This is a genomic window from Micromonospora sp. WMMD1274 (assembly GCF_049179035.1).
Classification (GTDB): domain Bacteria; phylum Actinomycetota; class Actinomycetes; order Mycobacteriales; family Micromonosporaceae; genus Micromonospora; species Micromonospora tulbaghiae.
Genome location: NZ_JBMHMG010000001.1, coordinates 6,957,968 through 6,978,761, shown reverse-complemented (window position 1 = coordinate 6,978,761; position 20,794 = coordinate 6,957,968). Strand labels below are relative to the sequence as shown.

General features: G+C 74.3%; 19 protein-coding genes. 6 read left to right on the top strand and 13 right to left on the bottom strand.

What is annotated here, in order from left to right; genetic code table 11:
• The first annotated feature begins 17 nt into the window (after nucleotides 1-17).
• Genes ACN27D_RS33000 through ACN27D_RS32985 form a run of 4 tightly spaced genes read left to right on the top strand, consistent with a single transcriptional unit; the run spans nucleotide 18 to nucleotide 3,020 of the window.
• A complete protein-coding gene (locus tag ACN27D_RS33000; RefSeq protein WP_091418084.1) occupies nucleotides 18-1,019 on the top strand; it encodes a hypothetical protein in 1,002 nt (333 codons plus the stop codon).
• Nucleotides 1,016-1,669 (top strand): hypothetical protein, encoded by a 654-nt coding sequence (locus ACN27D_RS32995; RefSeq protein WP_421500882.1) that lies wholly within the window; start codon nucleotides 1,016-1,018, stop codon nucleotides 1,667-1,669. The genes ACN27D_RS33000 and ACN27D_RS32995 overlap by 4 nt, the downstream gene beginning before the upstream one ends.
• Nucleotides 1,670-1,684: 15 nt before the next feature.
• Nucleotides 1,685-2,587 (top strand): inositol monophosphatase family protein, encoded by a 903-nt coding sequence (locus ACN27D_RS32990; protein ID WP_120569719.1) that lies wholly within the window; start codon nucleotides 1,685-1,687, stop codon nucleotides 2,585-2,587.
• A 25-nt stretch (nucleotides 2,588-2,612) separates the two neighbouring features.
• Nucleotides 2,613-3,020: a VOC family protein gene (locus tag ACN27D_RS32985; protein WP_421500881.1), complete on the top strand. Its 408-nt coding sequence runs from the start codon at nucleotides 2,613-2,615 to the stop codon at nucleotides 3,018-3,020.
• 26 nt (nucleotides 3,021-3,046) lie between these two features.
• On the opposite strand, the gene ACN27D_RS32980 is transcribed toward ACN27D_RS32985, so the two are convergent.
• Nucleotides 3,047-3,823 carry an SDR family oxidoreductase gene (locus ACN27D_RS32980; RefSeq protein ID WP_421500880.1) on the bottom strand — a complete coding sequence of 259 codons (777 nt, stop codon included), beginning with the start codon at nucleotides 3,821-3,823 and terminating at the stop codon, nucleotides 3,047-3,049.
• Nucleotides 3,824-3,961: 138 nt separating this feature from the next.
• Between ACN27D_RS32980 and sigJ the strand changes: the two genes are divergently transcribed.
• The gene (gene sigJ / locus ACN27D_RS32975; protein WP_421500879.1) at nucleotides 3,962-4,828 is read left to right on the top strand and encodes an RNA polymerase sigma factor SigJ; all 867 of its coding nucleotides are present in this window, start codon (nucleotides 3,962-3,964) and stop codon (nucleotides 4,826-4,828) included.
• A gap of 19 nt (nucleotides 4,829-4,847) precedes the next feature.
• On the opposite strand, the gene ACN27D_RS32970 is transcribed toward sigJ, so the two are convergent.
• From ACN27D_RS32970 to ACN27D_RS32960, 3 genes are read right to left on the bottom strand one after another with little or no spacing between them, the layout of a single operon-like run.
• Nucleotides 4,848-5,747, bottom strand: a complete 900-nt coding sequence (locus tag ACN27D_RS32970) for a GNAT family N-acetyltransferase (protein ID WP_421500878.1) — start codon at nucleotides 5,745-5,747, stop codon at nucleotides 4,848-4,850.
• A gap of 56 nt (nucleotides 5,748-5,803) precedes the next feature.
• Nucleotides 5,804-6,127: a nuclear transport factor 2 family protein gene (locus ACN27D_RS32965; protein WP_252449097.1), complete on the bottom strand. Its 324-nt coding sequence runs from the start codon at nucleotides 6,125-6,127 to the stop codon at nucleotides 5,804-5,806.
• Between the two features lie 10 nt (nucleotides 6,128-6,137).
• A complete protein-coding gene (locus ACN27D_RS32960) occupies nucleotides 6,138-7,370 on the bottom strand; it encodes an SLC13 family permease (protein ID WP_358172035.1) in 1,233 nt (410 codons plus the stop codon).
• Nucleotides 7,371-7,478: 108 nt separating this feature from the next.
• On the opposite strand from ACN27D_RS32960, the gene ACN27D_RS32955 reads away from it, so the two are divergent.
• Entirely contained in the window at nucleotides 7,479-13,253 is a 5,775-nt protein-coding gene (locus ACN27D_RS32955; RefSeq protein WP_421500877.1) for a TIR domain-containing protein, read from the top strand.
• A gap of 30 nt (nucleotides 13,254-13,283) precedes the next feature.
• Here ACN27D_RS32955 and ACN27D_RS32950 read toward each other — a convergent pair whose 3' ends face one another.
• The 9 genes from ACN27D_RS32950 to ACN27D_RS32910 all read right to left on the bottom strand — a co-directional run bounded on the left by ACN27D_RS32950 (nucleotide 13,284) and on the right by ACN27D_RS32910 (nucleotide 20,660).
• Nucleotides 13,284-13,931, bottom strand: coding sequence for a GNAT family N-acetyltransferase (locus tag ACN27D_RS32950; protein ID WP_421500876.1), 648 nt, complete (start codon nucleotides 13,929-13,931; stop codon nucleotides 13,284-13,286).
• 203 nt (nucleotides 13,932-14,134) lie between these two features.
• Nucleotides 14,135-15,367, bottom strand: a complete 1,233-nt coding sequence (locus ACN27D_RS32945) for a ricin-type beta-trefoil lectin domain protein (RefSeq protein ID WP_421500875.1) — start codon at nucleotides 15,365-15,367, stop codon at nucleotides 14,135-14,137.
• 115 nt (nucleotides 15,368-15,482) lie between these two features.
• Nucleotides 15,483-16,742 carry an MFS transporter gene (locus tag ACN27D_RS32940; RefSeq protein WP_421500874.1) on the bottom strand — a complete coding sequence of 420 codons (1,260 nt, stop codon included), beginning with the start codon at nucleotides 16,740-16,742 and terminating at the stop codon, nucleotides 15,483-15,485.
• Nucleotides 16,743-16,759: 17 nt separating this feature from the next.
• The gene (locus tag ACN27D_RS32935) at nucleotides 16,760-17,335 is read right to left on the bottom strand and encodes a helix-turn-helix domain-containing protein (RefSeq protein WP_252449091.1); all 576 of its coding nucleotides are present in this window, start codon (nucleotides 17,333-17,335) and stop codon (nucleotides 16,760-16,762) included.
• 47 nt (nucleotides 17,336-17,382) lie between these two features.
• The gene (locus tag ACN27D_RS32930) at nucleotides 17,383-17,931 is read right to left on the bottom strand and encodes a DinB family protein (RefSeq protein WP_421500873.1); all 549 of its coding nucleotides are present in this window, start codon (nucleotides 17,929-17,931) and stop codon (nucleotides 17,383-17,385) included.
• Nucleotides 17,932-17,972: 41 nt separating this feature from the next.
• Entirely contained in the window at nucleotides 17,973-18,464 is a 492-nt protein-coding gene (gene smpB, locus ACN27D_RS32925; RefSeq protein ID WP_421500872.1) for an SsrA-binding protein SmpB, read from the bottom strand.
• On the bottom strand, nucleotides 18,437-19,111 hold the full coding sequence (locus ACN27D_RS32920; RefSeq protein WP_421500871.1) for a lysoplasmalogenase: 675 nt from the start codon (nucleotides 19,109-19,111) through the stop codon (nucleotides 18,437-18,439). The genes smpB and ACN27D_RS32920 overlap by 28 nt, the downstream gene beginning before the upstream one ends.
• Nucleotides 19,108-19,935 carry a sterol desaturase family protein gene (locus ACN27D_RS32915; protein WP_121685764.1) on the bottom strand — a complete coding sequence of 276 codons (828 nt, stop codon included), beginning with the start codon at nucleotides 19,933-19,935 and terminating at the stop codon, nucleotides 19,108-19,110. Before ACN27D_RS32915 ends, ACN27D_RS32920 begins: the two co-directional genes overlap by 4 nt.
• Entirely contained in the window at nucleotides 19,932-20,660 is a 729-nt protein-coding gene (locus tag ACN27D_RS32910) for a FadR/GntR family transcriptional regulator (RefSeq protein ID WP_252449086.1), read from the bottom strand. The genes ACN27D_RS32915 and ACN27D_RS32910 overlap by 4 nt, the downstream gene beginning before the upstream one ends.
• Nucleotides 20,661-20,794: the final 134 nt, after the last annotated feature.

Here is a 20,794-nt window from a genome sequence, read left to right as displayed (position 1 = left end):
GTCGACCGGGGGATGTCATGACGCGCCTGCTCGCCTGGGTCGTGACCAATCTCGACGCGTTCATCGGCCTCGTCCTGGCGCTCACGGTGTCCGTGCTCGGCCTCACCAACGCGGTCGACCAGGAGGTCGTCAACAGCGCGATCCTGCTGGTCCTGGGCCTGCTCGCGCAGGCGATGCTGCGGGACCGGCTGCGCCGGCGCACCACCGAGCGGGAGGTCCGCCAGGTCATCTCGGACACCCGTGACCGGCTGACCGACCTGGTGCCGCAGATGCAGGAGATCACCGGGCCGGAGGGCGCGCTGAACCGGGCCCGCGAGGCCATCGACAGTGTCTCCATGGTGCGCGTGCTGCACGGCAGCGAGGTCGGGCAGGCGCTCGCCGAGGCGCGGCGGCACACCGACCAGTGGAGCTTCAAGGGCGGCACCGGCACCTTCCTGCGCGCGGTCACGCTGCCCGACTGCCTGGAACACGCCCGGCGGCGCAACGCCACGCTCACCGTCGCGATCGAGATCATCGACCCGACCGACGAGGAGGTCTGCGAGCGGTACGCGCGTTTCCGGCGCAGCCTCGACCCGGACGCGCCGGGCGAGCCGTGGACCGTCGACCGCACCCGCAAGGAGTCGTACGCGACGGTGCTGGCCGCCTGCTGGCACCTGCAACGCTCCGGCCTGCTCACCGTCGACGTCCGGCTCTCCGCGCAGATGACCACGTTCCGCTACGACCTCTCCTCCTCCTGCGTCGTCATCACCCAGGAGAACCCGCAGACGCCCGCGCTGCGCATCGACCGCGGCGAGGTCTACTACAACCGTTTCAACATCGAGCTGGACTACAGCCGCCGGCAGAGCCGGCGCGTGCCGATCGAGGCGGCGGCCCAGGTCAAGCTCGACGACGAGCCGTCGGTCGAGCAGGTACGGCGGTTGTTCACCGCCCTCGGCCTGACGCTGCCCCGGTCCTTCGGCGACCGCGAGGTCGCCGACATCATCGGCAAGGCCGTCCAGGCGAGGAACCCCTACTCATGACCAGTTACGCCGACCTCGAACGGGAGATCGACCGGGGCACCCGGCCGGAGGTGCTCCGCGGCTGGGTGCTGGACGTGCTCGGCGACGTGGCCGACGGGCGGCGGCCGCTGCGCGCGGTCCGGCACCCGCTCGGCTTCACCTGCCTGCCAGTGGAACGCGACGGCCCGGACGGCATCTGCGTGCACGCCTGGCCGGCCGACCCGCCGCCGGTGCGCCCGACCACCTCCACGATGCACTCGCACAGCTGGGACCTGCTCAGCCACGTGCTGCACGGCACGGTCCGCAACGAGCTGATCGAGGTCGACGACGCGCCGGCCGACCCGTCCTGGCGGATCTACGAGGTGCACAGCCTCGGCGAGGTGGACGAGATGGCCGCCACCGACCGGCTGGTCACCGCGATGACCGCGGCGGTGGAGACGCACTCCGCCGGCGACTCGTACGCGCTGCGCGCCGGCGGTTTCCACACCTCGGAGGTCGACGCCGGTGAGCCGGCGGTGACAGTGGCGCTCGGCCGGACCACTCCCGGCGCGTGCGACCTGAGCCTCGGCGCGGTGGACGGGCGCAGCCACCGGGTACGCCGGGACCGCTGCGACGCGGCGGAGACCGCGCGGATGGCGCGGGAGATCGCGCGACTGGTGGCACGGGGCTGACTGGCTGGAGGAGCCATGGACGTGGAGCCGAGCAGAGGCGGGCCCGACCTGCGCGACGCGCACCGCTTCGCGGTGGAGGCCGCCCAGGCGGCGGGCCGCCTGCTGCGCCGGGGCACCCGGGGGGAGGTGCACGCCCGGGCCAAGAACGACACCGGTGACCTGGTGACCGACCTCGACCTGGCCGCCGAGCGGCTGATCGTCGACCGGATCCGGGCCCGCTGGCCCGAGCACGGCGTGATCGCCGAGGAGGGCGGCGAGTACGCCCCGGACACCACCTGGGCGTGGCTCGTCGACCCGCTCGACGGCACCAACAACGTGGCGATCGGGCTGCCCGCGTACGTCGTCGGGATCGCCCTGTGCGACAGCGGCTCGCCGGTGCTCGGCGTGGTGCACGACCCGGTCGCGGGCCGTACCTGGTCGGCGGTGCGCGGCCGGGGCGCGTTCGTGCACGCGTCCGGCCCGGCCGCGCGGCCGCTGCGGGCCGCGCGCCGCCCGGTGCCGTCCGCGCCCGTGCTGGCCTGGACCCAGGGGCACGAGGTACGCCGGGACGACAGCACCGCCCGGGCGCTGAAGGTGGTGCTGGACACCAGCGCGCGCCGGGTGCTGCAACTGTGGGCGCCGCTGCTGTCCTGGGTGATGCTGGCCCGCGGCGACATCGACGGCATCGTCGGCTACCGCCCCGAGGCGGTCGACCTGCCCGCCGGGATGCTGCTCGCCGTCGAGGCCGGCATGGCGGTACGCGCGCTCGACGGCGGCACGTTCGACGACCGGTACGGCTGCCCCGCCGACCGGCGCAGCTTCGTGGCCGGGCCGCCGGAGACCATCGACCGGCTGGTCAAACTGGTCACCGCGGCACAGTGGATCGAGCCGCAGGTGCGCCGGCTCACCCCGGTCGGCCTCGGCTCGGTCGGCTGGTGAGCCGAAGTCCGCTAGCCTCGGCCGGATGGCCGCCAGACAGCTCAAGCTCGGGCTCCGGGTCCGTGACCTGGACCGTTCCCACCGGCTCTACCTGCGACTCGGCTTCAAGGAGATCCCGAACGCGGATCAGCCGAACCTGCGCTACCTCACGTTCGGCCACACCTGGCTGATCCTGTCCGACCTGCACCGCCACGGGCACCACAACGCGGCGCGGGAACGCGAGGTCAAGGCCGGGCCGCCGGGGCTCGGTGTCGTGCTCACCGTGCCCACCGCGGACCTGGACGCCACGCACACGCTGTGGCGCGACGAGGGGCTGCCGGTGACGCTGGAGCCGGAGGACGTGGGGTGGGCGCGGATCTTCTACGGGCTCGACCCGGACGGTTACGAGGTCATGTTCGAGCAGTTCCACCCGCCGGCGCGCGCCGGCGCCTGACCGGCGGCGAGGGTCGCCGCGGCGGGTCAGGCGGCCCGCCGCGCCGGCAGTCGGTCGGCCAGGAAGCCGGCCCAGGTCCGCACACCCCTCGCCGCGCCGGGCCGAGCGAGGTTCGCGCCGTCCCGGTACGCCCGGCCGGCCCGCCCGGGGATGCGCACCGGGAGCCGCGCCCGGCGCTTCCCGGTGGCCGCCAGGTATCCGGTCAGCAGATCGCCGATGCCGTACGTGTCCGGCCCGGCCAGGTCCGGGACCAGCCCGGCCGGCGCGCCCAGCGTCAGTTCGGCCAGCCGGGCCGCCACCTCGGCCGCGTCGACCGGCTGCAACCGCAGCCCGCCCGGCACCGGCACCACCGGCAGCCTCGTCATCGCCGCCAGCATGGACAGCACCAGGTCGTGAACCTGCGCGGCACGCAGCACCGTCCAGGGCACGCCGGAGTCCGCCACCGCGCGTTCGGCGCCGAGCTTGGACCGCGTCCAGGCCAGCGGCACCCGGTCGGCGCCGGTCACCGAGATGTGCACCAGGTGCGTCACAGCGGCCCGGCGCGCCGCCCGGGCCAGGTCGGCGGCGGCGCGGTCGTCGCCCTTCGCGCCGCCGGCCAGGTGCAGCACCGTGGACACCCCGCGCAGGGCGTGGTCGAGGTCCGCGCCGGTGAGCAGGTCGGCGGTCACGTGGGTGACGCCGTCGCCGGGAAGTCCGCCGCGCCGGCTGAGCACGCGCACCGGGTGCCCGGCGGCGCGTAGCAGCGGTACGACGTGCCGGCCGATCGTGCCGGTGCCGCCGGTGACCAGAATGGGTGCGCTCATCGTCGTCCTCCCGTTGTCGGTGCTGCCACGTCGACCCGGGCCGGCCCGCCGGTGTGACAGGTGTGAGCGCCGTCACGTCCGGTCACGTCGGCGCTCCCCGGCGGGTCGAGACGGTGTGCGGGAGGGGAGGCTCAGGTGATGGACGCCGGGCTGGCGGAGCGGTTCGAGCGGGAGCGGCCGCGGCTGCGGGCGGTGGCGTACCGGCTGCTCGGGTCGCTCACCGACGCCGAGGACGCGGTGCAGGAGACCTGGCTGCGGTTGTCCCGCGCCGACGCGGCCTCGGTGGACAACCTGGACGCCTGGCTCACCACTGTGGTCGCCCGGGTCAGCCTGAACACGTTGCGGTCCCGCGCCGCACGCCGGGAGGACCCGCTGGACGTACGCCTGCCCGACCCGGTGGTGGACGCCGGCGCGGGCGACCCGGCGCAGGCCGCGGTGCTCGCCGACTCGGTGGGCCTGGCGCTGCTCGTGGTGCTGGACACGCTGACCCCGGCCGAGCGGCTCGCGTTCGTGCTGCACGACATGTTCGGCGTGCCGTTCGACGAGATCGGCCCGCTCGTCGACCGCTCACCGGCGGCGGCCCGGCAGCTCGCCAGCCGGGCCCGCCGCCGGGTACGCGGGCAGGCGCCCACGCCCGATCCCGACCTGACCCGGCAGCGAGCGGTGGTCGACGCCTTCCTCGCCGCCGCCCGCGGCGGCGACCTCGACGCGCTGATCGCCGTGCTGCACCCGGACGTGGTGCTGCGCTCCGACGCCGGGAGCGCCCACGCCCGCCACACGGTCGTGCTGACCGGCGCGGCGACTGTGGCGGCGCAGGCCACCACGTTCGGCCGGCTGTTCCCGCACGCCCGGCCGGTGCTCGTCAACGGCGCCGCCGGGGTGCTGGTGACCGCCGGCGACCGCCCGCTGTCGGTGATGGCGTTCACCGTCACCGGCGGCCGGATCGCCGCCGTGGACGTGATCGCCGACCCGCACCGGCTGGCCGCGCTCGGCCTCGCCGGCTGACCGGAGCCGCCGACTCGTCTCAGTCGCCCAGAGTCAGGTTGGCCATGTCGACCACCGGGCGGAAGCCGAGCCGGGCGTAGAGCCGGTTCGACACCGGGTTGGCCTGGTCGGTGAACAGGCACACCCGCGCCCCCTCGGCGGTGAGCAGCCGGCACACCTCGGCGACCGCGTTTCCGGCCCAGCCGCGTCCGCGCTGCCCGGGTGGCGTGTAGACCGGTCCGACGCGGGCCACGCCGAACGACGTCGGGTTGGCGGCCGTCAGGTGCACCGGAGCGCCCGACCCGTCGGTCCAGAACCAGACCCGCCCGTCCCGGATCCGGCGCAGCAGCTCGGCGTGGTCGGGCGCCTCGTGGGCGCTCGTCCCGCGCGGGCGGCCCGCCTGCTCGTCGGCGTCGGCCATGAACGCGCCGAACCACGCGGCGACCAGGTCGACGTCGTGCCCGGTGGCCGCCCGCAGGGCGCCGGGCACCGGTGCGGGCGGCGTGAGGTGGCCGAGCAGGTGCAGCCGGGTGTGCTGGGCGACCTCGACCCGCCGCCCGTCGAGGCGGGCCACCTCGTCGGCGCAGACGCGCACGCCGGGCAGCGCGCCGTTCACCGCGCGCACCCGCTCGCCGCGCCGGTGCCAATCCCGGGCCAGCGCCACGGCGGCCGCCGGTGGCATGGGCAGCAGGAACGGCGGTCGAGGCGGGAACGGCGCGGCACGCATCGCGGCGCCCACCACCGCCCCGGAGGCGTCCCGGACCACGAGCCACCAGTCGTCCTCGGGCAGCGCGACGCCCTCGGCGCGGCGGGCCGCCATCCGGCGCGCGACGGTGGCGACGACGGTGTTGACCACCGGATCGGCGGCCAGGTACGCCTCGGCGGCGGCGAGGAACTCGCCCGGGTCGGTGCAGAAGTGCAGCGTCGGCGCGGCGGTCATGCGGGCCACGGTAGCCAGCGGCCGGGACCGCGCCGTAGCGGTTTTCCCGCCCCGGCTCAGGGGGCGATGCGCAGCCGGCGGATGCGCGTGTCGTCGTACTCCTCGAACCGGAACCGCAGCCCGGCGAACGGGCTGCCGGGGAAGTCGCCGCTGATCGTGGCGGTCACCACCGTCCCGGCCGGGGTCTGCTCGACGTCGGTGATCTCGTACGACACCAGCGGCGTGCCGCTGCGCCAGGCGCGGATCTCGTCGATCCCGCGGTGGGTGCGTCCCTCGTCCTCGACCACCGCGTCGTCGGCGAACAGCGCGAGGTAGGGCTCCTTGTCGGCCTGGCCGGCGAGCGCGAAGTAGCGGCGGACGATCTCGGGCGTGCTGCTCATGGTCGCGATGCTAGGCGCCGGGTCCGACAAGAAGCGCCGTGACGGTGGCGGTGGTGGCGAGCACGGCGAGCGCGGCGCTGGTGGCCACGAACCGGCCCAGCGGCACGGCCACCCCGGCGGCCCGGCAGCGCTCGTACCAGATCAGTGTGGCCAGCGACGCCCACGGCGTGGCCAGCGGGCCGACGTTCGTGCCGATCAGCAGCGCCAGCAACTGGGTGTGCCGGTCGGCCGCGATCACCGCCTCGCCGGCCAGGTACGCGGGCAGGTTGTTGACCACGTTGCTGAACAGCGCGCCGACCGCGCCCGCCCGCAGTGCCCCCTCCGCGCCCGGGTCGGCGCCGATGAGCGTGCCCATCACCGTGTCCAGGCCGAACCGGCCGATGGTCTGCACCACCAGGAACAGCCCGGTCACGAACACCAGCAGCCGCCACGGCACCAGCGCGAGCCGCAGCCGGTGCCGGGCCCGCACCGCGAAGCCCGCGACCAGGATCGCCGCGGCCACCCCGGAGGCGACGCCGATCTCCACCCCGGCGAGGATCCCGGCGACGAACAGCAGGCAGGCGGCGAGCGCGGTGCGGTAGAGCACCCGGTCCGGCGGCACGTACGGCGGCGGCGCGACGAACGGGTCGGCCCCGGCGCGCGCCGGACGCCAGTACCACCACCACAGCAGCAGCGCGGTCACCGCGACGGCGACCAGCTGCGGCCACCACATCCGGGCCGCCCACGGCACCGGGTCCAGGTCGACCCGGTCGCTGGCCAGGATGTTCGTCAGGTTGGACACCGGCAGCAGCAGGCTGGCCGTGTTGGCCAGCCACACGGTGGTCATCGCCAGCGGCGTCGGCGGCACGTTCAGCGCCCGGGCCAGCGCGATCATCACCGGCGTGAGCAGGACCGCCGTGGTGTCCAGGTTGAGCGCGATCGTGGTGATCGAGGCGAAACCGACGCAGAGCCAGAACAGGGCCCGGAAGCTGCCCCGCGCGGTCACCGCCACCCGGGTCGCCAGCGCGTCGAACACACCGGCCACAGCGGTCAGCTCGGCCAGCACCACCACCGTGCCGAGGAAGATCAGGATCGGCACGATCCGCCGCATCGTGCCCTCGGCGTCGGCGCGGGGCAGCAGCCCGGTGAGCACGCACACCACCCCGAGCACCGCGAGCCCGATCGCGATCCAGTCCAGCACGTGCAGGCGGCCCCAGCGGGAACGGTCGGGCACGGCGTTCGGCGGATCGCCGGGGGTCTCCACGAGGGATGATCCTCGCACACGCCGGCGCGGCCGGAGGAGCCCGACGCGGGCGCGATCCGAGCTGCCGAGGGTGTCGATCTGTTGACCGTCGGTGGTCATAATGACCATGTGGTTGTAGGCGCGCACCCCACCCGGTCCGACCGCCCCATCGATTTCTTCATCAGCTACTCGCCCGCGGACGAACGCTGGGCCACGTGGCTGGCGTGGGAGTTCGAGGCGGCCGGCTATCGCACGCTGTTGCAGGCGTGGGACTTCGTGGCGGGCACCAACTTCATCGACTTCATGGACCGCGGCGTCCGTGAGGCCGAGGTGGTGGTGGCGGTGCTGTCCGAGCGCTACCTGCACTCGACGTACGGCAAGCTGGAGTGGCAGGCCGCGCTGCGCGCCGACCCGGACGGCACCGGCAACAAGCTCGTCACGGTACGCGTCGAGGACTGCCCGATCGACGGCCTGCTCGCCACCATCACCTACGTGGACCTGGTCGGCGTGGACGACCCGGTGCAGGCCCGCAACCGGGTGCTCGACCGCATCCGGGAGGCGCTGAACGGCCGGGCCAAGCCGATGCGGCAGCCGGCCTTCCCGCACCACCCGGCCGACCCGCACGGGGTGCTCGCCACGCCCGCCGCCGGAGCGCCCGCGCCCCGCCGCGCCCGGCGTACCCCGATCAACCCGCCGCCGTTCCCGCCGGCCGCGGTGGCGCCACCGACCGCCCGGGACACCGTCACCGTGCTCCAGGTCGCCGGGCCGCGCTTCGGCCGGGGCGTGATCACCCCCGGCGCGCCGGTCACCCCGGGCGAGGTGCAGGAACACCTGATGGGCGACCTCACGCTGCTGATGAACGACGGTGTGCCCCGGCCGGACCTGCTCGTCGTCGCCGGCAACCTCACCGAGTCGGGCAGCCCGCGCGAGTTCTCCGACGCGCTGAGCTTCCTCACCGGCCTGCGGGTGCTGCTCGGGCTGGAACCGCACCGGCTGGTCGTGGTGCCCGGCCCGCGCGACGTGACGATGGCCGCGTGCCGCGCGTACTTCGCCACCTGCGAGGCCGACGACGTCGACCCGCAGCCGCCGTACTGGCCGAAGTGGCGGCACTACGCGCGCCTGTTCGACGACCTCTACCAGGGCCTCGACGACCGGATCTTCGACAGCGAGCAGCCCTGGACGCTGTTCCCGGTACCGGACCTGCGCGTGGTGGTGGCCGGGCTGAACTCCACCATCGCCATCACCCACCGCGAGGAGGACCGGTACGGCTTCCTCGGCGAGGCGCAGTCCAGCTGGTTCGCCCAGCGGCTGCGCCACTACCAGCAGTCCGGCTGGCTGCGGCTGGGCGCGATGGCGCACGCCCCGGGGGCGCGCAGCCCGTACGCCGACGAGGTGCCGCCGGACCCGGTGTCCCTGCGCGACCGCGGCTCGGTCAACCGGCTGGTCGGCCCGATGCTCAACCTGCTGCTGGCCGACGCCGCACCGTCGGCCCGGGTGGACCCGGTGGTGCCGCTGGCCGCCGCGCCCCGCGACGGCCGGGCGCAGGTGCTGCGGCTGGGCGTGGACGGGATGACCCGCTGGGTGCTCGGCCGCGACGACCGGCTCGACGGCGGCACGGCGACCGCCGTGTCCTGGCCGCACGCGGAAGCCACCTTCGGCGCGTCCGGCCCGGCGCAGGTGCCCGACCCGCGCCGCCCGGTCGCCGTCGAGGGGGCCACCCAGGGCGTGGCGGCGGCCGCCGCGCCGGTCGCCCCGGTGCAGCGGCTGCTGGACCGGCTCGCCGAGGTCTGCGAGGCCCGCTACGACCGGGTGGTGGTGCGCCGCGTCGACACCGACCCGCCGCACCTGTACATCAGCTACCGCTCCGACGGGGTGGTCCGCCAGCAGCGCGTCGGCGCGCACGTCGGCACCCCCACCGCCGCCGACGTGGACGTCTTCGCCCGGCGGGTGCACGCCACCGACCCGGACATCGCCTCGGAGCTGGTCTACGACGGCGACCGGGTGCCGCGCGGGCTGGCCGAGGAGGCGCAGCGCCGTGGCGTACGCGTGCTGCACCTGACCGAGTTCCAGGGCCTGCTCGACCTGCGTGAGTACGTCGCCGCGCAGACCGCCCGGCTCCAGGCCGACCGGCTCTACCCGCCCGGGCAGTACGTGCCGCAGCGCTACCGCCACCTCGTCGGCGCCGACCAGCGCGTCCGCGACGACGTGGTGGACGAGCTGCTGGAGACCGTCTCCGCGCCGGACGGCCGCTTCGTGCTGGTGCTCGGCGACTTCGGCCGGGGCAAGACGTTCGCGTTGCGGGAGGTGGCCCGGCGGCTGCCCACCGCCGCACCGGACCTGATCCCGATCCTGGTGGAGCTGCGCGCGCTGGACAAGGCGCACTCCGTGGACGGCCTGGTCGCCGCGCACCTGGCCAACCACGGCGAGCAGGTGATCGACCTCAAGGCGTTCCGCTACATGCTGCGCCAGGGCCGCATCGTGCTGCTGTTCGACGGGTTCGACGAGCTGGTGGCCCGGGTGACGTACGACCGGGCGGCCGACCACCTGGAGACGTTGCTGCAGGCCGCCGAGGGCAACGCGAAGATCGTGGTGAGCAGCCGCACCCAGCACTTCAAGACCAACTCGCAGGTGCTGACCGCGCTCGGCGAGCGGGTCGGCCTGCTGCCGCACCGGCGCGTACTCGCGGTGGAGGACTTCACCCCCGGGCAGATCGAGGCGTTCCTGCGCAACCGGTACGGCGGCGACGAGCGGGCCGCCCGCGAGCGGATGGACCTGCTCGCCGGCGTGAAGGACCTGCTCGGGCTCTCCCGCAACCCGCGCATGCTCGGCTTCATCGCCAACCTCGACGAGGGGCGGCTCGCCGCCGTCGCCGGGGCGGGCGGCACGTTCAGCGCCGCCGCGCTGTACCGGGAGATCCTGGAGTCCTGGCTGGACTTCGAGGAACGCCGAACCCAGGGCATCCCGGGCGCGCCGGTGAGCCTGCGCCGCCCCGAGCTGTGGCAGGCGGTGAGCCGGCTGGCGTTCCAGCTCTGGGAGAGCGGCGAGGCGTACCTTCGCCTGGCCGAGCTGGCCGAGTCCACCGGCCAGCTCGCCGGGCGGGCCGACTCCCGGCTGTCCGGCCCGCAGGCGGCGCACGCGGTCGGCGCGGGCAGCCTGCTGGTCCGCACCGACGACGGGCTGTTCGGGTTCATCCACACCTCGGTGATGGAGTGGCTGGTGGCCGAGGGGGTGGCCGAGCAGATCAACAGGGGCGAGGAACCGTCCGCGCTGGCGGTACGGTCGCTGTCCGCGCTGGCGGTGGAGTTCCTCGGCGACCTCGCCGACCCGGCCCGCTGTACCGCGTGGACCGCGCGGGTGCTCGGCGACGAGTCCGCGGGCGAGACGCTGCGCGCCAACGCGCTGCGGTTGTCCGCCCGGCTGCGCCTGCCCGACCGGGCCGACCTGCGCGGCGCGGTGCTGCGCGGCGAGGACCTGTCGCACCGCGAACTCGCCGGGGCCGACCTGACCGGCGCCGACCTGACCGACGCGCGGCTGGTCGCCACCAACCTGACCGAGGCGCGGCTGGAACACGCCCGGCTGCGCGGCGCCCGCCTCGACCAGGCCCGCCTCGCCGGGGCGGACCTGCGCGACGCGGAGATGGCCGGCGCGCGCCTGTTCCGTACCGACCTGCGCGGCGCGCGCGTCGCCGGCAGCAGCTGGCACCGCACCGCGTTGATCGACGTCAGCGCCGACCCGGCGCTGCTGCGCGCCCCGGAACTGCGCGGCGCCGTCGTCGCGCCGGGCCGGCCGGTCGCGCCGGGCCTGGCCCCGCCCGCCGTGGGCGTCGGCTACGGCTTCGAGGTGGGCCGGCTGCCGGTGCCGGTGGCGTACAGCCCGGACGGCGCGGTCCTCGCGGTCGGCAGCGACGACGGTGGTGTGCTGCTCTGCGACACCGCCACCGGGCTGCCGGTGCGCACGCTCCAGGGACACCGGTCCCGGGTGTATGCGGTCCGCTACGACGCCGCCTCCCACCAGCTCGTCACCGGCTCGGCCGACCTCACCGTACGGCTGTGGGACGCCGACCACGGCGACGTGCGGCACGTCATCGAGGACGTCTTCGCCGGCTGGGTGTGGCCGCTGCTCACCGACGGCCGCCGGGGCCGCCTGGTGGTCGGCGACGCCGCGGGCGTGGTGCGGCTGTACGACACCCGCGGCGCCCGGCTGCGCCACGAGTGGCCCGGCCACTCCGCGCCGATCTGGGGCACCTCGTTCAGCCCGGACGGGCGGCGGGTCGTGGTGGCCGACAGCGCCGGCACGGTTCGCGGCTGGGACATCCCCACCGGCAAGCTGGCGTTCGAGGTGCAGGAGCCGGAGGTGGTCTACCGGGTCGTGCACTCGCCGGACGGCCGGCTGCTGGCCGCCGTCGGGCAGCACGGCCGGATCTGGATCCGCCGGGCCATCGACGGCGAGCTGCTGCGCGCGCCGCGCGGCCACGAGGCCGACGTGTACGCCCTCGACATCCACCCCGACGGCACGCTGATGGCCACCGGCGACACGCACGGCGCGCTGCGGCTGTGGGAGACCGAGACGGGCCGTCCGGTACGGGTGCTCGGCCGGCAGCGCGGCGCGATCTACAGCGTCCGGTTCAACGGCGACGGCAGCCTGCTCGCCACCGCCGCCAGCGACGGCGCGATCCAGCTCTGGGACACCGACGACGGGCAGGTGCGGCACGAGCTGACCCGGCACCGCGGCTCGGTCTGGCCGGTGGTCTGGCGGCCGGACCAGAACCAGGTGGCCACCAGCAGCAACGACGGCACGACCCGGCTGTGGGACGTCCGCAGCGGGCAGCTCCAGCACACGCTGCGCGGGCACGGCCGCCGCGTCACCGCGCTGTCCTTCCGCGACGACGGTGAGGTGCTGGCCGCCTGCGGCAACGACGGCGTGATCCGGCTCTGGGAGCCGCGCACGGGCCGCCTGCTGCGGCAGCTCGCCAGCCCGGCCGACCGGCTGCTGTCGGTGGTGTTCTGCCCCGAGGAGCCGCTCGTGGCCACGCCCAGCGGCGACGGCGGCGTGCACCTGTGGAACACCGACACCGGCGCCGACGAGCGCGAACTCAACGTGGACACCGACCACGTCTGGGCGGTCGCGTTCAGCCCCGACGGCGACGCCCTCGCCACCGCGAACGACGACGACACGGTACGCCTCTGGTACCGCCGTACCGGCCGGCACTTCGCCACGCTCACCCCGCACCGGGGGCGCGTGCGCACCGTCGCGTTCAGCCCCGACGGCGAGACCATCGCCACCGGCTGCGACGACCAGACGGTACGGCTCTGGGACGCCGCCACCGCCACCTGCCGGCTCACCCTCGAACACCACACCGACCGGGTCTACTCGGTCGGCTTCAACAGCGAGGGCACGCTGCTGGCCAGCGCCGGCAACGACGGCACGGCGGTGGTCTGGGACGCGGTCACCGGCGAGCGGCGCCTGGTGCTCACCGAACACGACGGCCGGCTCTGGTCCTGCGCGTTCAGCCCGGACGGCAACCTGCTCGCCACCGCCGGCGACGACCTGGTGATCCGGCTCTGGGATCCGGTCACCGGCCGTCTGCACGGCACCCTGGCCGCGCACACCCGGCGCGTCTGGTCGGTGCACTTCAGCCCGGACAGCAGCCTGCTCGCCAGCGCCGGCGACGACGGCACGGTACGGCTGTGGGACGTGGCCGACCCGGAGCACGCCCAGTTGCGGACCACGCTCATCGGTCTGCCGGACGGATGGGCGGCGGTGAGCCCGGACGGCCGGTACAAGCTGGACGGCGACCCGGGCGGCCAGTTCTGGCACGTCATCGGCACGTGCCGGTTCGAGGTGGGCGAACTGGACCCCTACCTCACCCAGGTCCGCCGCCTGTCCGTGGACGCCCCCTTCTGATCCCCGCCGTATCCGACACGAACTCCTTGGTCAACCCCGGGCAGGCGGGGGAGGCGGGGCGGCCGGTCCGGTCCAGCGGACCTCGCCGTCCTGCCACACGTCGGTGGGGGCCAGGCCGCAGGCCGTGGCCACCGCCGCCGACGCGCGGTGGTCGGGATGGACGTGGGCCACGAGGGTACGCACACCGCGTCGCCCCAGCCAGCCGGCCATTCCACGGGCGGCCTCGGTGGCGATCCCGCGCCCCTGCCACTGTGTTCCCACCACCCAGGCGATCTCCGCGACCGGTCCCGCGGCGGCCGGTGTCGCCTCGTCGAGGTGCCGGTGCCCGACCGCGCGCGCACCCGCCGTGGCGGTGTCCGCCACCGGTTCGTGTGGCTCGGTGACCGTGGCCTGGACGAAGCCGGCCAGCCGGCCGTCGTCCCGGAGCCGGATGACCCAGTTGCACCACGACTCGGCCGGGTCGGGCGAGCCGGCGACCAGCCGTTCGTAGCGGGCTCGCAGCGCCGCGGGGGAAGCGGGCTCGCCGCCGATGAACGTGTGCAGCGCCGAATCGGCGAGGACGGCGGCCATCTCCTGGGCGTGCTCGACGGCCAGGGGCAGCAGGTCAAGCCGTGCGGTGGAGACGGGCTCCGGCGTGAACCCGCTCGTCGACGGCAGCGCGCCGGTCGGTTCATCCATGATGGCGCTTCCAGGGGATCGATGACCTGGTCTCGCGGGAGCGAAACGGACCTCACGGTATCCCAGCCCGCAACGCCATTCGTGCCCCCGGCGAGGCGCCACCCCTCGCGATCTTGCAGTTTGTGCCCGGGCGAATGGGGCATTCGCGTCACCGCTCGGGCCGAAAGTGCAAGATCGCGGGGGAGGGGTGGCGGGGACGCCGGTCAGCGGCGCCATTTCTGGTTGGCGGCGCCGGTGCAGTCCCAGATCTGCAGCCGGGTGCCGTCGGCCGAGCTGGGACCGGTGGCGTCCAGGCACTTGTTCGCCTGGGGGTTCACGATGTCTCCGGCCGCGCTGAACACCCACTTCTGCGCGCCGGTGCCGTTGCAGTCGTAGAGCTGCACCTTGGCGCCGCTCGCGGTGGACCCGGCGGCCACGTCGAGGCACTTGCCGAGCGCGCGTACCGAGCCGTCGGGGTTCCAGGTCCAGCGCTGGGCGGCGGTGCCGTTGCAGGTCCAGAGCTGCACCGGGGTGCCGTTGGCGGTGTTGGCGCTGGCCACGTCGACGCACTTGTCGCCGTACCCGACGATCTGCCCGCCGGTGCCTCCGCCGCCGTTGTCCCACGCCTGGACCCGGACGTAGTCGATGGTCATGGTCTGCGGGAACGTGGTGCTGCCGTCCGGCGAGCCGGGCCAGTTGCCGCCCACCGCCACGTTCACGATCATGAAGAACGGGTGGTCGAAGACCCAGCGGTTGCCGCCGATGTCGGCGGGCGTCTTGCGCGAGTACGCCACGCCGTCGAGGTACCAGGTGATCGAGTCCGGTGCCCAGTCCACCGTGAACGTGTGGAAGGCGTCGGCGAGCGCCTGGCCGCCGGGGAGCGAGGTGGACGCGCCGACGCCGCCGCCGGAGTAGCCGGGGCCGTGCAGCGTGCCCCAGACGGTCGACGGCGCGTAGCCGACGTTCTCCATGATGTCGATCTCGCCGCTGCCGGGCCACGGGTTCGTGCCGATGTCGTTGCCGAGCATCCAGAACGCCGGCCAGAGCCCTTGCCCGCGCGGGACCTTGATGCGCGCCTCGAACCGCCCGTACGCCTGCGCGAACGTGCCGTTGGTGAGCAGCCGCGCCGAGGTGTACTGGCAGCTTCCGTACCAGCACGAGTAGCCGGACGGGTTCTCCCTTCGGGCGGTGATGACCAGGTTGCCGTTACCGTCGAGCGCGGCGTTGCGGGTGCTGTTGGTGTAGTACTGCAGCTCGTTGTTGCCCCAGCCGCCGCCACCGATGTCGTAGCGCCACTTGCTCGCGTCGGGGGCGGCGCCGGCCGGGCCGTTGAAGTCGTCGGACCAGGTGACCGCGCCGGGGGCGGCGATCGCGGGGGAGTGGGGGACGAGGGCGAGGGCGGCGGTGAGGCCGACCGCCGTCGCCGCCAGTGCGGCGAGGGTACGGATGGTGCGCACGGGGCGCCTCCTGCGGGAGTGGTGGCCGTTCTCCGTCACGGCGGCCGGCCCCGCCCAACGGTTAACAAACCATACAAATAGACTTCGATGAAGGTATGAACGAAGTCGGTCGATGTCAAGAGAGCGTTTCCCGCCGGCGCTCCGACGTGGGCTCCGGCTCACGCTGCCGCACCACGGCGGGCCGGCGCATGTCCCGCCACGGACCGCCCAGCAGTGGCGTCAACACCACCAGCAGGTAGCACGCGCCCATCACGACGAGCGTGGACGTGGCGCCGAACCGGTCCGCGGCGAATCCCGCGCCGACCGCGCCGGCCGGCATGGCCGCCCACGCGCCCGCGCCGATCACGCCGTAGACCCGGGCCCGCATGGCCGGCGGCACCCGCTCCAACTGGACCGCGCCCATCAGCGGATTGAGCGCGCCGGCGGCCAGCCCGGCCACCGCCACCACGGCGGCCACCACCGGCAGCGACGGCGCGGCGGCGAGCGCCCACAGTGGTGGGGCGCCGCACAGCGCGTACGCGGTGACGAACGTGGCCCGGCGGGGCAGCCGGTGACCGATCGCGCTGAACACCAGCGAGCCGACCAGCGCCCCGCCACCCATGACGCCGACCAGCAGGCCGAACGCGGCCGGCCCGCCGAGTTCCCGTTCGGCGACCACCGGCAGCAGCACCTGGCTCTTGGCCGCGTCGAACAGGTTGGTCACCAGCACCAGCAGGACCATGGCGCGCAGCAGCGGCTCGCGGACCAGGAAGCGCAGCCCGGCGGCGAACTGCCGCCAGTAGCCTCCGGTCTCCGGCTCGCTGCCGTCGTCGGACGGTCGCAGGCCACGCGGGACCAGCAGCGTCACCACGAGCGCCGACACGGCGAACGTCACCGCGTCCAGCGCCAGCACCGGCACCGCCCCGAACACGCCGACCAGCAGGCCGGCCAAGGGTGCGCCGATCATCCGGGCGCCGCGCGAGGTCGCGTCCTCCCACCCGGCCGCCCGCTCGATCGGCACCCCGGCCGCCGCCGCGGCCTCCGGCAGCAGCGCGGTGCGCGCGGTCTGCCCCGGCGTGTCCAGCAGGCCGCTGACGAAGACGAGGGCCAGCAGCGCCGGGAACGGCAGGCCGACGGTGGAGTGCAACAGGGGTACGGCGGCGATCGTCACGCCGGAGACCACGTCGGCGAGCACGCTGGACCGCCGGTAGCCGATCCGGTCGACGAGCACGCCGCCGAACGCGCCGCCGAGCACCACCGGCGCGGTGGCGAACGCGCCGGCCAGCCCGGTGGCCGCCGGCGAGCCGGTCTCGGCGAGCACGTAGAGCGGCAGCGCGATGAGCGTGAGCACGTTGCCGGTCAGCGAGACGGCGTGCCCGATCAGCAGTCCGGCCAACGGTCGGCGGTTGCGGTTCACTGCGGCCCCCGGTACGCCTGCCAGATCAGTGTGACCATCTCGGCGCCGGCCCGGCCGGGTGCGCCGCGTTCCTGCCAGCGCCGGCCCAGCGCGGACAGCTCGTCGCGCAGCTCGACCAGTTCCTCCGGCGTCAGGCGCAGCACGATGTCGCTGCTGGTGGTGCCGCGTACCCAGGCCGGGTCGAGGCTCGCCTCGGAGTCCAGGTACGCCTGGTAGCGGTCCACGTAGCGCTGCATGGCGGCCTGGCGCAGCAGGTTGCCGGCGAGCCGGCGCTCCGGGTCGTCGAGCAGTTCGAGCGGATCCCAGTCAGTGGTGGCGTGCGCGGCCCGCCACCACCGCTCGCGCCGGTCGCGGGCCAGGTCGGGGGCCTCGGCCACGAAGCCGTGCTCGGCCAGCTTGCCGACGTGGTAGCTGACCGAGCCCACCGCCTCGCCGGTGCGCTCGCTGAGCATGCCGACCGTCTGCGGGCCGCGCAGGCGCAGCTCGCCGAGCAGCCGCAGCCGGGTGGGGTGGGCCAGTGCCCGCATGGCTCGCGGGTCGCTCACGCGCCGGTTGCCGGTTCCGTCCGTCATGCCGTCAGGCTAAACCTACAAGAGATGATGTACAAGAACCCTTGTATTTATCGGACCGTCTCCGGCGTGTGGCGGTACAGGTCGCGCAGCAGGCACACCTCGCTCAGGTGGTGGATCACCTCCCGGTTTATGTGCAGCACGAGCGTGGCCATCGGGACGTCGGCGAACGGCCCCTCGGCCGGGCCGCAGGGGCGGGCCAGGGCCTCCTCGCCGAGCGCCTCGACCCCGGCCGTCCAGGCCGCGTACTCCTCGTCGAGCTGGGCCAGCGCGCCGGCCGCGGTCGGGGAGTAGGGGAACGAGCCGTAGTCGGTGGACGCGCGGCCGAAGTGCGACGCGTTGCGCATGGCCAGCACGCCGACGATGACGTGGGCGAGCCGCCAGGCGATGGTGGTGAACGGCGGCGGGTCCGGCTGCGGCACCGAGAAGTCGATCGCCGGAGTGCCGCCGTCGCCGCGCGGGCGCAGGCTCCAGCAGCCGGGGACCGGCTCCCAGAGGTATTCGGCGTCGGTGAGCCCGGCGAGGCGGTCGCGCAACTGGTAGGTCCAGTGCCAGGTGAGCTGCTCGCGGAGCAGTGGGTTCCAGGTCAGATCGGTCATGTGGGCCAGCGTGCCACCGGCCTGGGACAGAAACGGCGCGCTCAGCCCCGCCGCGTCGCCGTCCGGCCCTTGAGCCGGCGGCCCATCTCCCGCGCGATCTCCCGCCTGGCGTCCCGCTCGGCGAGCGCCTGGCGCTTGTCGTACGACCGGCGGCCCCGGGCCAGGCCCAGCTCCACCTTGGCCCAGCCGTCGGCGAAGTACATCGACAGCGGCACCAGCGTGATGCCGCCGTCGCGCAGCTTCTCCAGGATCCGGGCGATCTCCACCCGGTGCAGCAGCAGTTTGCGGGTGCGCCGGGGCGCGTGGTTGGTCCAGGTGCCGAAGCCGTACTCGGCGATGTGCAGGCCGTACAGCATGATCTCGCCGTCGCGCTCCTGGGCGAACGCGTCGACCAGCGACACCCGCCCCTCGCGCAGCGACTTCACCTCCGTGCCGGCCAGCACGATGCCCGCCTCGTACGTCTTGAGGATGTCGTAGTCGTGCCGCGCCTTCTTGTTCGAGGCGATCAGCTTGCGCCCGTTCTCCCTGGCCACGCCAGCAGGGTACCCGCCGGGGACGGTTGCGGGCCGGTCGCCGGTCGCGTCGCGGCCACCCAGCCGGTGGTGATGAGCAGCAGCGCGGCGCAGTAGGTGGTCATCACCAGCAGACCCCGCCCGGGCAGCTCCACGCCGGCCGCGCCCACGCCGATGAGCAGGTCGGAGACGAGGAACAACGCCCCGCCGGCGGCGACCCGCGCGGACACCCCGGTCGCGGCGGCGGCCATCAGGCACAGCGCCAGGCTGTAGCCGAGCACCGGCAGCCGCAGCGGCCCGAGCATGCCCCACAGCAGCGCGTTCGCGCCCGCCCAGGCGACCAGGTAGCCCGCCCAAGCCACGGCCCGCGCACGCCGGTGCCGGACGAAGGCGGTGATGAACGCGAGCTGGGTGACCAGGAAGAAGCCCATGCCGGCCAGGAACGCGGTGTCTCCGGGCAGGAGCAGCGCGACGTCGCCGGCGGTGGCGGCGACCAGGCCGACCGCCACCGCGTCGACCCGGCGCCGGTGCGCCCAGAGGTACGCCAGCAGCACCGGCGCGAGCAGCGGCTTGGCCAGCCACTGGAGCACGGTCGAGTCCAGCGCGACCCCGACGAGTTCGACGGCGGCGATCAGCCCGAACAGGGGCAGCAGCCAGGAGCGCCTCATCGGGCCGGCTGCCAGCCGGGACGGCCGAACAGGTAGCCCAGCCGGTGCCGCCAGCAGTCGGCCCGGCGTACGTCGGACCAGATCGCGGCGAACTCGTGGGTGGCCACCCGCAGCGGGTTGTAGGTGCCGATGTTCTTGGTGAGGCCGTAGCGCGCGGTGGCCCGCTCCGGCTCGAACGTGCCGAACAGCCGGTCCCAGATGATCAGGATGCCGCCGTAGTTGCGGTCCAGGTACTCGGTGTTCGAGCCGTGGTGCACCCGGTGATGCGACGGCGTGTTGAAGATCCACTCGATCGGCCGGGGCAGCACCTTGATCCGCTCGGTGTGCAGGAAGAACTGGTAGAGCAGGCTGACCGACTGCTGGAGGAAGATCATCCACGGCGGGATGCCGAGCAGCGCCAGCGCCAGCCAGAACGGCAGCGACGTCATCGGCGTCCAGCTCTGCCGCAACGCGGTGGAGAAGTTGTAGTAGACGCTGCTGTGGTGCACGACGTGGCTCGCCCAGAGCACGCGTACCTCGTGGTGCGAGCGGTGGAACCAGTAGTAGGCCAGGTCGTCGGCGAAGAACAGGATCACCCAGGTCCACCAGTCGCCGGGGGACAGGTGCACCGGCGCCACGGTCCACAGCGCCGCGAACAGGCCGACGGTGAGCAGCTTCCACGGGAAGCCGATGATCTGGCTGCCCAGCCCCATCGACAGGCTGGTGGTGGTGTCGCGCAGCTCGTAGCCGCGTTCGTCGTCGTCGGGCAGGAAGCGGTAGGAGACCGCCTCGACGACGATCAGGAGCAGGAACGCCGGGACGGCGTACAGCACGGCGGGGATCATGCGCGCGCTTCCCTTCCGGAGGTGGGGGTGGTGGGGGTGGTGACCGGCGCGGTGAGCAGCGCCCGGGCGTGCCGGGCCGCCGCCGCGCCCTGACCGGAGGCGACCGACGCGGCGAGACGACGGTGACCGGCCACGTCGAGCAGTTCGGCCGCGCGGGCGTCCGGGGGGACGTCGCCGACCGCGAACGTGCCGGCCACCAGGCTGTTGAACGCGAGCTGGTAGGCGGTGTTGCCGCTGCCGCGCACGACCAGCCGCCAGATGGCGATGTTGGCCTCGTTCATCAGGTCCAGGTCGGGGGCCAGGTCGCCGTACTCCTCAGCGGCCCGGACCAGGGCGGCGACGACCGCCGGGTCCGCGCGCTCGGCGCAGAGCCGGGCCGCATCGACCCCGACGCAGGCCCGCATCTCCAGCATGTCGCGCACCAGCGTCTCGACCGGGAGTACGTCACCGGAGCGGGCCAGCGACAGCGCCAGGTCCAGCCCGGCGTGGACCCGCCAGTCCAGCACCCGGGTCGCGCCGCCCTGGCTGACCCGGACCAGGCCGAGCTGTTGCAGGCGGCGCAGCGCCTCCCGGACCGCGTGCCGGTTGACGGCGAACGCGCCGGCCAGCTCCCGCTCGCCGGGCAGCGTCTCGTCCGGCGCGTAGCGACCGGACACGATCGCGTCGCGCAGCCGGCCGAAGACGTGGTCGGAGACCGACACGCGGGGCGCGGGATCGAAGGTCATGCGCAGCAGTGTGGCCCCGAACACATCAACCCGTCAACTGGTTGTACCAGTGAATTTCGGGGCGGCCGGTGCGTGCCGTTCCGGTCACCCCTCGTATCCTTTCCGCGGTAGGCCGCCAGAGGGAAGGGAGCCGG